Origin of the sequence: Xanthomonas sp. 3793, assembly GCF_024806835.1 — a bacterium.
GTDB classification, from domain to species: domain Bacteria; phylum Pseudomonadota; class Gammaproteobacteria; order Xanthomonadales; family Xanthomonadaceae; genus Xanthomonas; species Xanthomonas arboricola_F.
Window position 1 is genome coordinate 56,307 of record NZ_JANTYU010000001.1, and the last position, 14,436, is coordinate 70,742.

Below are 14,436 nucleotides of genomic sequence, written 5' to 3' on the forward strand. Positions count from 1 at the left end.
GGGCCAAGCACCACCACCTCTTTCGGGGGAGGCAGGTCGGGCAGTAAATCGGCTACGCATGGATCGTCATGTGGCGTGGGGTGCGTGCATGTCGCTGCGATGCGGTGTGCGCTGAGCCGGATGCCATCGGTTGGCTGCAGCAGCGATGACGCTGCCTTGTAGCGTGTCGTGCCATGCGCTGGCGTTCGCTTGGTTTGCGTGTCGTGCGGATGCCGACCTGGACACTGCAAGGCGCGACAGAAACAACCGCACGGTCTCGCCGCTGCGTCGGCCTGCATGCGCCGGTGCAGGCCATGGCGATGCACCCATGCGATCCCATGCGTGCTTGTCGCAGCACGCATGCTGCTCACCCGAAAGAGTGAGCGATCGGCCTCACCATCAGGGGTGGGGCGATCGGCATGTTCGCCCCACCATGGCGTCATTCCTCGCCGGAGACGCCGCATGGCACGTCTGACTGCCGCTGGTCGCCCCGATCTGCATGCAGGCAACGCCACCAACGCACCGCATGCCCCACGCGCACGTGCCGTGGCAAGAGCGCTGCAGTACATCGATACGCATCTGTACGAGCCCATCGGCGTGACGCAACTGGCCGGCGCTGCCTGCATGAGCCGCTTCCATTTCGCGCGCGTGTTTCGCGATGCGCTGGGCGCCAGCCCGATGGAGTACTTGCGGCGTCGTCGCCTCGAACGCGCGCAGGCGATGTTGCGCGAAGGCCGCCACACCATCAGCCAGATCGCCACCGATCTGTGCTTCTTCGATCAAAGCCATTTCGTGCGCAGCTTCCGCAATGCCACCGGCTGCACGCCGGCGCGCTTTGCCGCGCAAGTGGCCAACGCCCCCTGCGCCGCGCGCACCGCACCGCGTGCGCATCGGCACGCCGCTGGTTCTTTTTCATCCTCCCTGGAGCATCACGCATGACCACCGCCACCGCCGTCCCCGGTCAGTCTCTGTTGTCGCCCGGCGATCACGCGTTGATCCTGATCGACCACCAATCGCAGATGGCGTTCGCCACGCATACCATCGACATCTCGGCGCTGCGCAACAACGTGTCGCTGATTGCCAAGGGCGCCAAGGGCTTCAAGGTGCCGGTGATTCTGACCACCGTCGCAGAGAAATCGTTCTCCGGCCCGTTGTTTCCCGAGCTGCCGGAGATCTTTGCCGGCGAGCCGGTGTTCGACCGCACCAGCATGAATGCCTGGGAAGACCAGGGCGTGATCGATCGCGTCAACGCCATCGGCAAGCAGCGTCTGGTGATTGCAGGGCTGTGGACCAGCGTGTGCATCGTCGGCCCGACGCTGTCGGCGATCGAACAGGGGTTCGAGGTCTACGTCATCACCGATGCCTGCGGCGATGTCAGCGACGAAGCGCACGAGCGCGCGGTGACGCGGATGGTGCAGGCCGGCGCCGCGCCCATCACCAGTGTGCAGTACCTGCTGGAATTGCAGCGCGACTGGGCCCGCAGCGACACCTACGACCTCACCACCGGCATCGCGCGTGCGCATGCGGGCGGCTACGGCATCGGCATTCAGTACGCCAAGACGATGTTCGGCGCGCAGGAAGGCGGGCATTGAACGCATCGGTACCACGCAGCAGCGCCGGTCTTGCATCGGCATTGCTGATGCTACGCATTGCCGGCGGCGGCTTCCTGCTGCCGCATGGTCTGGGCAAGTTGCTGGGATGGTTCGGTGGACCGGGACTGGCTGGATTTGCTGCTGAATTACAGCAATTCGGGTTTCCGTCCGCACCGCCGCTGCCGTTGCTGCTGGCCTTGGTACAGACGCTCTCGGGGCTGGCGGTGCTGCTGGGTCTATGGACGCGCGTCAGTGCCGCGCTGGCGGCCGTGTTCATCGCCACCACCGTCGTGGTGGCCGTGCCCAATGGCTGGTTCTGGATGCACGGTGGCATGGAATATCCGCTGATGTGGCTGTTGCTGTTGCTGGCCCTGACCGCCGCCGGCGGTGGCGCATGGTCGCTGGATGGGCTGCGCAGGCGTGGTGCCGCATGAGCAGTGCACCGAAGGATCACGATGCCGGGCGGCGCCTGTGGATGCAGGGCGCCGCCGCCGGTCTTGCGTTGGGCGCCTTGCCCGGCGCTTCGTCTGCTTCAAGGAAGTCTGAGATGGTCGATCTTGTCGTTCGCAATGCACGCATCACCACGCTCGATCCGCGTCAGCCCAGCGCCACCGCCATAGCAGTGGCCGATGGACGCATCGTGGCGGTGGGCGACGACGCGCAGATCATGGCGCTGGCAGCTGGCGCCCGCAGCATCGATGCGCAAGGCCGGCGCCTGTTGCCTGGCCTCAACGACAGCCACACCCATCTGATTCGCGGCGGGCTCAATTACAACCTGGAGCTGCGCTGGGATGGCGTGCGCTCGCTTGCCGATGCGATGGCGATGTTGAAGGCGCAGGTCGACCGCACGCCAGCGCCGCAATGGGTACGTGTGGTCGGTGGATTCACCGCACATCAGTTCGTCGAAAAGCGCTTGCCGACCCTGGACGAGATCAATGCACTCGCACCGGAGACACCGGTATTTTTGCTGCATCTGTACGACCGCGCCCTGCTCAACCGCGCGGCCTTGCGCGCCTGCGGCTACGACAAGGCCACTGCCGATCCGCCCGGCGGGCGCATCGAGCGCGACAAGCTGGGCAACCCCACCGGCCTGCTGCTGGCCAAGCCCAATGCGCTGATTCTCTACGCCAGCCTGGCCAAGGGCCCGCGTCTGCCGTTGGAGTATCAGGCCAATTCCACCCGCCATTTCATGCGCGAACTCAACCGGCTGGGTATCACCTCGGTGATCGATGCCGGCGGTGGTTTCCAGAATTATCCGGAGGACTACCAGGTCATCGAGCAGTTGCACGCGGCCGACCAGTTGAGCGTGCGCATCGCCTACAACCTGTTCACCCAGAACAAAGGCAGGGAAGTCGACGACTTCCGCGGCTGGACCGAGATGCTGCCGGTGCGCAAGGGCGACGATCTGTTGCGGCACAACGGGGCAGGCGAAATGCTGGTGTTCTCGGCAGCGGATTTCGAGCAGTTCAGCGAGCCGCGCCCGGAGCTGCCGCCGGGACTGGAGCCCGAGCTGGAGCAGGTGGTGCGGTTGCTGGTCGAGAAGCGGTGGCCATTCCGTATCCATGCCACCTACGACGAAAGCATCGCGCGCATTCTCGATGTCTACGAAAAGGTCAATGCCGACATTCCCTTCGATGGCCTGCATTGGTTCATCGACCACGCCGAAACCATCACGCCACGCAATATCGACCGCATTCGCGCCTTGAACGGCGGCATCGCCGTGCAGCACCGCATGGCCTATCAGGGCGAAGCGTTTGTCCAGCGCTATGGCGTACAGGCTGCGCGGCACACGCCACCGGTGCGCCGCATGTTGGCGGCCGGCGTACCGGTGGGCGCCGGCACCGATGCGACGCGCGTGGCCAGTTACAACCCGTGGGTGGCGCTGTCGTGGCTGGTCACCGGACGCACCGTGGGCGGCCTGGCGTTGTACGGCGAAGAGAACCTGCTCGACCGCGAGCAGGCGTTGCGGCTGTGGACGCAGGGCAGCGCGTGGTTCTCCGGCGATGAGAGCCACAAGGGCACGCTGGCGACGGGGCAACTGGCCGATTTCATCGTGTTGTCGGACGATTACTTCCGCGTCGACGATGCCGCCATTGCCGACATCACCAGCGTGCTGACCGTGCTGGGTGGTCGCATCGTCCATGGCGATGGCGACTTCGCCGCGCTGGCGCCCACCTTGCCGCCGGCGATGCCGGACTGGTCGCCGGTCAATCGTTTCGGCGGCTATCACGTGGGTGGTGCGGTCAGCGGGCTTGCCAGCGCCACGCACGTGCATGGTCATGGCTGTCGCGCGCACGGGCCGCATGGACATGCAGCGCAGCATGCTGCGCCCAGCGATGATTTGCGCGGCTTCTGGGGTGGGTTGGGTTGCGCGTGTTTCGCGTTCTGAGATCGACACCGTAGCGATGCGCCTGCCGGCGCATCCTGGCCCGTCACCTTGTTTGTTTCACCCCGTTCACTGGAGCCTTGCCGCGATGACTTCTTCTGCCGCACCCGCCGATAGCGGTGCCTGGGCGCCGCTGCGCGAGCCGATCTTTCGTGCGTTATGGCTGGCCATTTTAGGCAGCAACATCGGCACCTGGATCAACGATGTCGCCGCGTCCTGGGTCATGGCCGAACAGACCGGCTCGCCGTTGATGGTGGCGGCGGTGCAGTCGGCCACCACCTTGCCGGTGGTGCTGTTCGCACTGGTGGCCGGCACGCTGGCCGACATCGTCGACCGCCGCCGCTACCTGATGCTCACCCAGGGCTGGATGTTGCTGGTGGCCGCAGCGTTGGCCTTGCTATCGCATTTGCAGTTGCTCACCCCATGGGTACTGGTGGCATTGACCTTTGCGATGGGCATGGGCGCGGCAATGGCGATGCCTGCGCAGGCGGCAATCGTGTCGGAGCTGGTGCCGCGGCCGATGCTGGCCTCGGCGGTGGCGCTCAATTCGATCGGCATGAACATCGCCCGCTCGATCGGCCCTGCGGTTGGCGGTTTGATCGTGGCGCAATTCGGGCCGCCGTGGGCATTTTTGCTCAACGGCGTGACCTTCGGCCTGATGCTGCTGGTGTTGTGGCGTTGGCGTCGCGATGCGCACGTCTCTGCCTTGCCGCCGGAGAGCTTCGGTGCGGGCCTGCGTGCCGGTCTGCGCTACGCCGCACGCGCCGGGCGCTTGCAGGCGGTGCTGATCAAGGCCGCCGGGTTTTTCCTGTTCGCCAGCGCGTTGACCGCATTGCTGCCGTTGGTGGTCCGTCGCGACATGCAGTTGGGCGCCGGTAGCTACGGCATCTTGCTCGGCTGCATCGGCATCGGTGCGATCAGTGGCGCATTGCTGTTGCCACGCCTGCGTGCGCGCTACGACCGCGACCTGCTGGTGTTTGTGGCCACCATCGTGTGCGCAGCCTCGTTGCTGGGGCTGGCATTGTCGCGTCAGATCGGAGTGCTGTGCGTGGTGATGGTGGTCAACGGCCTGGCCTGGATCAGCGTACTGTCGTCCTTGCAGATCGCCGCACAAACGGCGGTGCCTGCCTGGGTGCGCGCACGTGCATTGTCGCTGTACATCGTGGTGTTTTCCGCGGGTATGGCGGCCGGCTCGCTGGTCTGGGGCGCGTTGGCGCAGCGCACCTCGATCGCGACCGCCCTGCAGATTGCCGCCGTTGGTGCGGTGATCGCGGCGCTGCTGGTCAAGCGCGCACGCATTGCCGGCACCGAACAGCTGGACCTCGCCCCCGGCGGGCACTGGCCTGTGCCGGCGCAATCGGATGCGGTCGAACACGACCGCGGCCCGGTGCTGGTGACGGTCGAATACCGCATCGCTGCCGACGCGCGCATGACCTTCCTGCAGCTGATGACGCAACTGGGTAACGCGCGGCGTCGTGATGGTGCGGTGGTCTGGGGTATCGCCGAAGACGCGGCAACACCCGGCGTGCAACTGGAATATTTCATCGTCGCCTCGTGGCTGGAACATCTGCGCCAGCACGAGCGCGTCACCGGCGACGACCGCCAGTTGCAGGAGCAGATCCGCGCACTGCATCAAGGCGAGCGCGCGCCGGTGGTGCGCCACTTCGTCGGTGGCGGCGGTGTGGCGGTGCCGCCGCATGCGCATGCGGATATTTGAGAACTTCATCAGCGCGACGCTCCCGATCGGCCCGGCGCTGAAATGGACGTCGCTTTCGGCTGCCAGATCGGCCGTGCCTGCCGCGCGTGAGGACGGTTGCCGGCGCTGGCAACGGCTTGCGCAGACGCAGTGCTGAAGCGCCTGCTGGCCAAATGGACCGGGCGCAACCTGCTTGCTGGCGGCGGCCCGATCGGCCGCACGGTCTGCCAGGGCAGGGCGCGTGTCTTTCACCGGTCGGCGTATCGCGTGCGTTGCTGATCGATATCGGCTGCCGGCTGCCTGACCTGCCATTGCTGGCATCGCCAAGGCTAGGCGTCGCGTTGCTGGTGGTCGTGCTGCGTGGCGGTTTCTTCCGGGTACTGGCTGCTGCGCTGACCGGTGGCTGGCCAGTCCATGCCTGGAGCTGGTCCGTTGCGCCTCGTTGCGACCAGGCTGCGAAGCTGCACCGTTGCCACATCGCTTGCTGGTTCGGCATCTTGCGAGCACGGCACGGACCCGCATCGCGCCTGCACGAGGCGCATCGATGCCCGGCACGGGCGCCACTGGCAACAAGCCATCGACGCTGAGGCCGCCAGCCTGATCGCAACGCATTCCCGCGCACCAAAGCGAAAGGCCGGCTCTCACGAGCCGGCCTTTGCCTGACGCAGTGAAGCAAAAATCAGCTCTTGGCGAAGGCCAGCAGATCCTTGTTGAACTGATCGGCGTGGGTGACGGTCAAGCCATGCGGCGCGCCAGCGTAGATCTTCAGTTCGGCGTTGCTGATGATCTTGGCCGACAACTTGCCCGACGCATCGATCGGCACGATCTGGTCGTCGTCGCCATGCACCACCAGCGCCGGCACATCGATCTTCTTCAGGTCGGCGGTGTAATCGACCTCGGAGAATTCCTTGATGCAGTCGTACTGACCCTTGTGGCCTCCCAGCATGCCTTGCAGCCAGAACGAATCGCGCATGCCCTGGGTGACCTTGTTGCCGTCACGGTTGGCACCGAAGAACGGCGTGGTCAGGTCCTGATAGAACTGCGAACGGTCCTTGGCCACGCCATCGCGGATGCCGTCGAACACGCTCATCGGCAGGCCGCCCGGATTGGTCGGGCTCTTGACCATCTGCGGCGGCACTGCGCCGACCAGTACCACCTTGGCCACGCGCTTGCTGCCATGGCGGCCAACGTAATGCGCCACTTCGCCACCGCCGGTGGAATGGCCGACCAGGATCGCATCCTTCAGGTCCAGCGCGTCGATCACTGCAGCCAGGTCGTCTGCATAGGTGTCCATGTCGTTACCGTCCCAGGTCTGCGAGGAGCGGCCATGGCTGCGGCGGTCGTGCGCGATCACGCGATAGCCGTGCTGACCCATGAACAGCATTTGCGGGTCCCAGGCATCGGCGCTGAGCGGCCAACCATGTGCGAAGACGACCGGTTGGCCCTTGCCCCAATCCTTGTAGAAGATGTTGGCGCCGTCGGGGCGTTTGACGAAATTGGACATCGGGTTGACTCCGTGAGTGGACGAGTGGGACGGGCTGGCAGCGGGGGCGCGTGCGGGAGCAGCGGCAGTGGCGAGCGCTGGCAATGACAACGCTGCCACGGCGACCGTGCCGGTGATGAGAAAACTGCGGCGTCCGGCGTCGGCCGGATGCGCCTCGAACGGATCCATAAATACTCCTGGGGGCGAGGGGCATGCAGCCCGGCGATGGCACGATGCGATCGCATCGCGCTTGCATGGGCCTGCGCCACGCAGCGCGAGCAGGCCACGGGCGTGCCGGTGCATGCGAGCAGTAGACCGCCTGCGTTGCAGCGCAGATTGCATCTGCGTGCGCTCTACAGCGGTTATCCCCCGTGTTGCAGATCAGCTCGTTCGCTGCAGTCGATGCGCCGTTGTGGATCTTTCCGGACATCCACCTCGCATGAACGCAGTGCGGCGCTGATCAAAGCCTCAGCGTGCATCGCCGACTGGCTCTGCAGCGCGCGCCGATGCCGTGTTCCATCGACCATTCCGGCTGTGCCCGCCACTCAGTGCAGTGCGGTGTCCCACAGCAGCTTGCCGTTCAAGACAACGATCACCGCCGCAATCACCCAGGCCATGCGTACCAGCCAGGCCGGCGCCACCAGCGCGCCCATCAGGGTTCGGTCCGAGACAAAGCGCACCAGCGGAATCACCGCAAACGGCAACTGCATCGACAGCACCACCTGGCTCAACACCAACAGCCGCGCAGTGCCTGCCTCGCCGTATAACCAGGTCACCACCACCACCGGCACGATGGCGATGCCACGGGTGAGCAAGCGGCGCACCCACGGCGGCAAGCGCAATTGCAGGAAGCCTTCCATCACGATCTGTCCGGCCAACGTCGCGGTGACCGTCGAGTTGACCCCGGAGGCGAGCAGGGCGATCGCAAACAGGGTCGAGGCCAGCCCCACGCCCAGCATCGGCGCGAGCAAGGCATGCGCCTGTTCGATTTCCTGCACGTCGGTGCGGCCCTGCGCATGGAACACCGCTGCCGCCAGGATCAGGATCGACGCGTTGATGAACAACGCAAACATCAGCGCCACGGTGCTGTCGGTGACTGCCCAGCGCAGTGCCGAGCGACGTCCATCGTCGGTGCGCGGGTAGGCGCGCGTCTGCACGATCGACGAATGCAGGTACAGGTTATGTGGCATCACGGTGGCGCCGATGATGCCGATGGCCAGATACAGCGCCTGCGGATCGGTGACTACTTGCGCACGCGGAATGAAGCCGCCCAGCACGGCGGCGATCGGCGGTGCCGCCAGCGCGATCTGGATGCCGAAGCACACGAAGATGATCAGCAGCAACGCCATCACAAACGCTTCCAGTGCACGGAAGCCGCGATTCATCAGCAACAGCACCAGCACTACATCGATCGCGGTGATGATCGCGCCCATGGTGAGCGGAATACCGAACAACAACTTCAACGCGATCGCGGTGCCGATCACTTCGGCAAGATCGCAGGCGACGATCGCCAGCTCGCACAGCCCCCATAGCGCCAGGTTCACGCCACGCGGGTAGCGCGCGCGGCAGGCCTGCGCCAGATCCAGCCCGGTCGCGATGCCCAGCCGCGCCGACAGGCTCTGCAACACGATCGCCATGACATTGGACAGCAGGATCACTGACAACAGCAGATAGCCGAACTGCGAGCCGCCGGCCAGATCGGTCGCCCAGTTGCCCGGATCCATGTAGCCCACCGACACCATGTAGCCCGGGCCCAGAAAGGCCAGCAGACGGAACCACCAATGGCCGTTCCTGGGCACGGCCACGCTGGCGTGGTGATCGCCCAGCCCGCCGTTGGTGGAGGCAGGAGAGCGCACAGGGGAAAGAGTATCGGCGGACATGCAGGGGAGGCAGCGAGGGCGGTGGGATGGATGATATAGCAAGTGCTATGCTGTTGAGCATTGGCAAACTCAATCGTATTGATCGGCCGCGTGCTTCACACTACGCACCCGGCACCGATGCCGGACGCGACGACGAGGATGCGGGTGGGCAAGAGCGAAAAGCTGGCGGCGGCTACGCCGTCCCTGATCGATGCGCAGGTGCATATGGAGAGCTTCCGTCAGGTGCGCGAAGCGCGCCGCGCCGAGCTGGTCGAGGACTATGTGGAGCTGATCTCCGATCTATTGGTCGACGGCGGCGAGGCGCGCCAGGTCGACATCGCCGCGCGCCTGGGCGTGGCGCAGCCCACCGTGGCCAAGATGCTCAAGCGCCTGGTACGCGACGGCTGGGTGGTGCAGCGCCCGTACCGCGGCGTGTTCCTGACCCCGGCCGGCGAGGCATTGGCAGCCTCCAGCCGCCAGCGGCATCAGATCGTCGAGCGCTTCCTGCTCGCACTGGGCATCGACGAAGCCACCGCACGTCGCGATGCCGAAGGCATCGAACACCATGTCAGCGAGGCCACCGTTGCCGCGTTCGCCGCGTTTCTCGATCGCCAGGGCGGTCCGGCGACGTGAGTGCGCCGGCCGCACCGCTGGTCGGTACGTCGCAGGCGGCCATCGATACGCAGTGGATGCAGCACGCCCTGCAGCTGGCCGAGCGTGCCGAACGCGACTATGACGAAATCCCGGTCGGGGCAGTGCTGATCGACACCGATGGCAACGTGCTGGGCGAGGGCTGGAACTACAACATCGCCAGTCACGATCCCAGCGCGCATGCCGAGATCGTGGCCATGCGCGAAGGCGGGCGCCGCCTGGCCAATCACCGCCTGATCGGCTGCACGCTCTACGTCACGCTGGAGCCGTGCGCGATGTGCGCCATGGCCATGATCCATGCACGTATCGCCCGCGTGGTGTTCGCCGCCAGCGACCCCAAGACCGGCGCCTGCGGCAGTGTCTTCGATCTGTTGGCCGACCCGCGTCACAACCATCGCGTGCAGGTGGCGGGCGGCGTGCTGGCGGCAGAGGCGAGCCTGCGGCTGACCAATTATTTTCGCGCCAAGCGTGGCAAGCCGCCGCTCGTGCCCTGAGCGGCACGGCCGCGGTATGATGCGCGCCCTTTCAGTACCCCGGCCGGCAACGGCCTCCACAGGACGGTGATATGGCAGACAACGTTGCGGGCAACGACCGACTGATCTGGATCGATCTGGAAATGACCGGCCTGGATACCGATCGCGATTCGATCATCGAGATCGCCACCATCGTGACCGATGCGCAGTTGAACGTGCTTGCCGAAGGGCCGGAACTGGCCATCGCCCACCCGCTGGCCACCCTGGAAGCGATGGACGAGTGGAACCGCAACCAGCACCGTCGTTCCGGCCTGTGGCAACGCGTGCTCGATAGCCGGGTCACCCATGCGCAGGCCGAAGCGCAGACGGTGGCGTTTCTTGGCGAGTGGATCCGCGCCGGTGCCTCGCCGATGTGCGGCAACTCGATCTGCCAGGACCGCCGCTTCCTGCACCGCCAGATGTCGCGCCTGGAGCGTTATTTCCACTACCGCAATCTCGACGTGTCCACCATCAAGGAATTGGCGCGCCGCTGGGCACCGACGGTGGCAAATGGTTTTGCCAAGAGCTCGGCGCATACCGCGCTGAGCGATGTGCGCGATTCCATCGACGAACTGCGTCACTACCGCCAGTTCATGGGTGCGCTCGGCGGCGATACCGAGGCCGGCGCGCAGGGGTGATCCTGCTGCAGGACGCAGTGCATCTGGCGCACCCAGACTCGATCGCGCCCATGCCAAGGCGGCCGTCGCAATCGCAGCAACAGCGCAGCGCGCAGTGACGCAACACAAAAGGCCGCATCCTTCGATGCGGCCTTTTGCTCTTTACAGGTGACCTGGACGCTCAGCGCGCCAACGGCGGCCCCTTGGTGAGATCGCCATCGTCCGCGATGCCCTTGCGCAACAGATCCCCGATCGGCTTGCCGTCGGCATCGTGGTGATACACGTGCAGGTCGCGCTGCGGATACGGAATGTTGAGCCCGTTCTCCAGCAGCTGGTTGCGGATCTGTTCCAGCGTGGTGCTCTTGGCCGCGCCGAAATTGCCGTTGGTCGCATATGCGAACAACATCAGATCCACCGTGCTTTCGCCCAGGTTGGTGACCTGCACGAACGGTGCCGGCGACTCCAGGATGTTCGGATTGTCCTTGGCGATCTGCAGCAACAGCTGCTGGGCTTTCTTCAGGTCATCGCCGTAGCCCACGCCCACGGTCACTTCCAGGCGACGGTTGGGCAGGGTGCTGTAGTTGACGATGGGCGCGGTGGTGATGGTGCTGTTGGGCAGGGTGATCATGCGTTCGTCGAAGCTACGCAGCCGGGTCTGGAAGATCCGGATCTCGTCCACGATGCCTTCCTGGCCGGCGATCACCACGTGGTCGCCGTCGCGCATCGGCCGCAGCACGATCAGCATCACGCCTGCTGCGATGTTGGACAGCGAATCCTTCAACGCCAGACCGACCGCCAGGCCTGCCGCACCGAGCACCGCAATCAACGAGGTTGGCGGTACGCCGATCTTGCTCAGCGCACTGACGAACACCAGGACCAGCAGCAATGCGTAGACCACATTGCGCAGGAAGTTGGTCAGCGTGATCTCGATGCGGGCGCGGGTCAAAGCGCGGTGCAGCCATTGGCTGAGCTGCTTTGCCAGCCACATGCCCACGATCAGAATGACAAGCGCAACTCCCCAGTTCAGCAGGATTTGCGCCCAGTCGACCTTATCCCAGCCCGTCGGTTGCTTCGGGACAGCGACTACCGTCTTGGTGGTTGCTGCAGCAGCTCCCGCTGCTGCCGCCAGTACCGCACCCGGCATACCCATCAGCTCTCGCTCTTCAGCTTGGCCAGACGCAACCAGGTATCGACCACGGTGTCAGGATTCAGCGACACCGACTCGATCCCTTCCTGCATCAGCCACTCGGCCAGCTCCGGGTGATCCGACGGCCCCTGGCCGCAGATGCCCACATACTTGCCCTTGGCGCGCGCCGACTTGATCGCCATCGACAGCAGCTTCTTGACCGCCGGATTCCGCTCGTCGAACAGGTGCGCCACGATCGACGAATCGCGGTCCAGGCCCAGGGTCAGCTGGGTCAGGTCGTTGGAGCCGATCGAGAAACCGTCGAAGATCTCCAGGAATTCATCGGCCAACAGCGCGTTGGACGGCAGCTCGCACATCATGATGATCTTCAGACCGTTCTCGCCCTGCTTGAGCCCGTTCTGCTCTAGCACCTCGATCACCTTGCGGCCTTCTTCCAGCGTGCGCACGAACGGGATCATCACCCAGAGGTTGTCCAGGCCCATCTCGTTGCGCACCTTCAGCACCGCCTTGCACTCCAGCGCGAAGGCCTTGGTGAAGGACGGATCGACGTAGCGGCTGGCGCCACGGAAGCCGATCATCGGGTTCTCTTCATGCGGCTCGTAGCGCGAACCGCCGATCAGGTTGGCGTACTCGTTGGACTTGAAGTCCGACAGGCGCACGATCACCGTGTTCGGCGCCACCGAGGCGGTCAGCGTGGCGATGCCCTCGGCCAGGCGGTTGACGTAGAAGCTCACCGGATCGCCATAGCCGGCGGTCTTGGCGTCGATCTTCTTGCGGACGTCGGCGTCCTGCTTGTCGTATTCCAGCAGCGCGTTGGGATGGATGCCGATATGCGCGGCGATGATCATTTCCAGACGCGCCAAGCCGATGCCGGCGTTGGGCAGCTGGCCGAAGTCGAACGCGCGCTCCGGGTTGGCCACGTTCATCATGATCTTGAGCGGGGCAGGCGGCATGTTGCCCAGGTCGGTGGTGGTGCGCTCGAACGGCAGCAGGCCGTCGTAGATGAAGCCGGTATCGCCCTCGGCGCAGCTGACCGTCACTTCCTGGCCGTCGCTGATCACATCGGTGGCGTTGCCCGAGCCGACCACGGCCGGCACGCCGAGTTCGCGCGCGATGATCGCTGCATGGCAGGTGCGGCCGCCACGGTTGGTGACGATGGCCGAGGCACGCTTCATCACCGGCTCCCAATCGGGGTCGGTCATGTCGGCGATCAACACGTCGCCGGCCTGCACGCGATTCATGTCGTCCAGCGAGCGCACCACCCGGGCCACGCCGCTGCCGATCTTGGCGCCCACCGCACGGCCCTCGACCAGGATCTTGGCGTCCTTGGCTTCCAGCGAGAAACGCTCGATCTGGGTGGCATGGCTGCGCGACTTCACGGTTTCCGGGCGCGCCTGCACGATGAACAGCTTGCCGCTCACGCCATCCTTGGCCCACTCGATATCCATCGGGCGGCCGTAATGCTTTTCGATCACCAGCGCCTGCTTGGAGAGCTCCTGCACGTCTTCGTCGCTGATCGAGAAGGTGCTGCGCAGCTCCACCGGTGTGTCTTCGGTACGCACGCGCTCGCCGGGCACGTCCGAATACACCATGCGGATCGCCTTGCTGCCGAGCGAGCGACGCAGGATCGCCGGTTTGCCTGCGGTCAGCGTGGGCTTGTAGACATAGAACTCGTCCGGGTTGACCGCGCCCTGCACGACCATCTCGCCCAGGCCGAAGCTGGAGGTGACGAACACCACGTCGCGGAAGCCCGATTCGGTGTCCAGCGTGAACAACACGCCGGCCGCGCCCACGCCCGAGCGCACCATCAACTGCACGCCGGCCGACAGGAACACGTCTTCGTGCTTGAAGCCGTGGTGCACGCGATAGGCAATCGCGCGATCGTTGTAGAGGCTGGCGAACACTTCCTTGACCTTGTGCACGACATCGTCGGCGCCGGTCACGTTGAGGAAGGTTTCCTGCTGGCCGGCGAACGAGGCGTCCGGCAGGTCTTCTGCAGTGGCAGAAGAACGCACGGCCACCGCGACGTCGCCGCCGCCATTTTCTGCGCACAACTGCTCGTAGGCGGTGCGGATGTCGCGGTCCAGTTCCGGCTGCAGCGGTGCATCGATCACCCAGCCGCGGATTTCCTTGCCGGCCGCGGTGAGTGCGGTGACGTCTTCGACGTCCAGCGTTGCCAGCTTGTCGAAAATGCGCTTGGACAGATCGTTGTGCGCGATGAAGTCCTTGAACGCTTCGGCAGTGGTCGCATATCCACCGGGAACCGAAACGCCCAGCCCGGCCAGGTTGCCGATCATCTCGCCGAGCGAGGAGTTCTTACCGCCTACGCGGGCCAGGTCGGCCAGGCGTAGCTCATGCAACCACAGGATATTCTCGTTCAAGCGCGATGCTCCGTAAGGCCATCGCCCGAGCGGGCTGAATGGCCGCGACCGTAGGAAGAAGCCGCTATGATGCAGTGCACAGCGGAGCCTGCACAAGCATGAACCCGTAACTTTTGGACACCAGTTCAAAGAG

The 14,436-nt window shown here is 65.2% G+C and carries 11 protein-coding genes and 1 pseudogene; 8 read left to right on the forward strand and 4 right to left on the reverse strand.

Annotated features, from left to right (window positions below; translation table 11 throughout):
- Positions 1 to 441: 441 nt before the first annotated feature.
- The 5 genes and pseudogenes from FHY18_RS00250 to FHY18_RS00270 all read left to right on the forward strand — a co-directional run.
- A pseudogene (locus FHY18_RS00250) lies at positions 442 to 831 on the forward strand (AraC family transcriptional regulator); the annotation flags it as partial.
- A gap of 83 nt (positions 832 to 914) precedes the next feature.
- Complete coding sequence (locus FHY18_RS00255; RefSeq protein ID WP_259149191.1) at positions 915 to 1,571, forward strand: hydrolase; 657 nt, start codon at positions 915 to 917, stop codon at positions 1,569 to 1,571.
- Positions 1,568 to 2,005 (forward strand): DoxX family protein, encoded by a 438-nt coding sequence (locus FHY18_RS00260; RefSeq protein WP_259149192.1) that lies wholly within the window; start codon positions 1,568 to 1,570, stop codon positions 2,003 to 2,005. Before FHY18_RS00255 ends, FHY18_RS00260 begins: the two co-directional genes overlap by 4 nt.
- Positions 2,006 to 2,118: 113 nt before the next feature.
- Complete coding sequence (locus FHY18_RS00265; protein WP_259152437.1) at positions 2,119 to 3,960, forward strand: amidohydrolase; 1,842 nt, start codon at positions 2,119 to 2,121, stop codon at positions 3,958 to 3,960.
- A gap of 85 nt (positions 3,961 to 4,045) precedes the next feature.
- Positions 4,046 to 5,674, forward strand: coding sequence for an MFS transporter (locus tag FHY18_RS00270; RefSeq protein ID WP_259149195.1), 1,629 nt, complete (start codon positions 4,046 to 4,048; stop codon positions 5,672 to 5,674).
- Between the two features lie 658 nt (positions 5,675 to 6,332).
- Here the strand turns inward: FHY18_RS00270 and FHY18_RS00275 are convergent.
- Together FHY18_RS00275 and FHY18_RS00280 are read right to left on the reverse strand one after the other, a co-directional pair.
- The gene (locus tag FHY18_RS00275) at positions 6,333 to 7,157 is read right to left on the reverse strand and encodes an alpha/beta hydrolase (protein WP_259152438.1); all 825 of its coding nucleotides are present in this window, start codon (positions 7,155 to 7,157) and stop codon (positions 6,333 to 6,335) included.
- Positions 7,158 to 7,681: 524 nt separating this feature from the next.
- Complete coding sequence (locus FHY18_RS00280) at positions 7,682 to 9,016, reverse strand: Nramp family divalent metal transporter (protein WP_259149198.1); 1,335 nt, start codon at positions 9,014 to 9,016, stop codon at positions 7,682 to 7,684.
- A gap of 144 nt (positions 9,017 to 9,160) precedes the next feature.
- Here FHY18_RS00280 and mntR point away from each other — a divergent pair, with 144 nt between their 5' ends.
- The 3 genes from mntR to orn all read left to right on the forward strand — a co-directional run bounded on the left by mntR (position 9,161) and on the right by orn (position 10,796).
- Positions 9,161 to 9,628: a manganese-binding transcriptional regulator MntR gene (gene mntR / locus FHY18_RS00285; RefSeq protein WP_259149199.1), complete on the forward strand. Its 468-nt coding sequence runs from the start codon at positions 9,161 to 9,163 to the stop codon at positions 9,626 to 9,628.
- The gene (gene tadA, locus FHY18_RS00290; protein ID WP_259149200.1) at positions 9,625 to 10,140 is read left to right on the forward strand and encodes a tRNA adenosine(34) deaminase TadA; all 516 of its coding nucleotides are present in this window, start codon (positions 9,625 to 9,627) and stop codon (positions 10,138 to 10,140) included. Before mntR ends, tadA begins: the two co-directional genes overlap by 4 nt.
- Before the next feature lie 71 nt (positions 10,141 to 10,211).
- Positions 10,212 to 10,796, forward strand: a complete 585-nt coding sequence (gene orn / locus FHY18_RS00295) for an oligoribonuclease (RefSeq protein WP_259149201.1) — start codon at positions 10,212 to 10,214, stop codon at positions 10,794 to 10,796.
- A gap of 160 nt (positions 10,797 to 10,956) precedes the next feature.
- Here orn and FHY18_RS00300 read toward each other — a convergent pair whose 3' ends face one another.
- Together FHY18_RS00300 and ppsA are read right to left on the reverse strand one after the other, a co-directional pair.
- Positions 10,957 to 11,925: a mechanosensitive ion channel domain-containing protein gene (locus FHY18_RS00300; protein ID WP_259149203.1), complete on the reverse strand. Its 969-nt coding sequence runs from the start codon at positions 11,923 to 11,925 to the stop codon at positions 10,957 to 10,959.
- Positions 11,925 to 14,303, reverse strand: a complete 2,379-nt coding sequence (gene ppsA / locus FHY18_RS00305) for a phosphoenolpyruvate synthase (RefSeq protein ID WP_259149205.1) — start codon at positions 14,301 to 14,303, stop codon at positions 11,925 to 11,927. Before ppsA ends, FHY18_RS00300 begins: the two co-directional genes overlap by 1 nt.
- Positions 14,304 to 14,436: the final 133 nt, after the last annotated feature.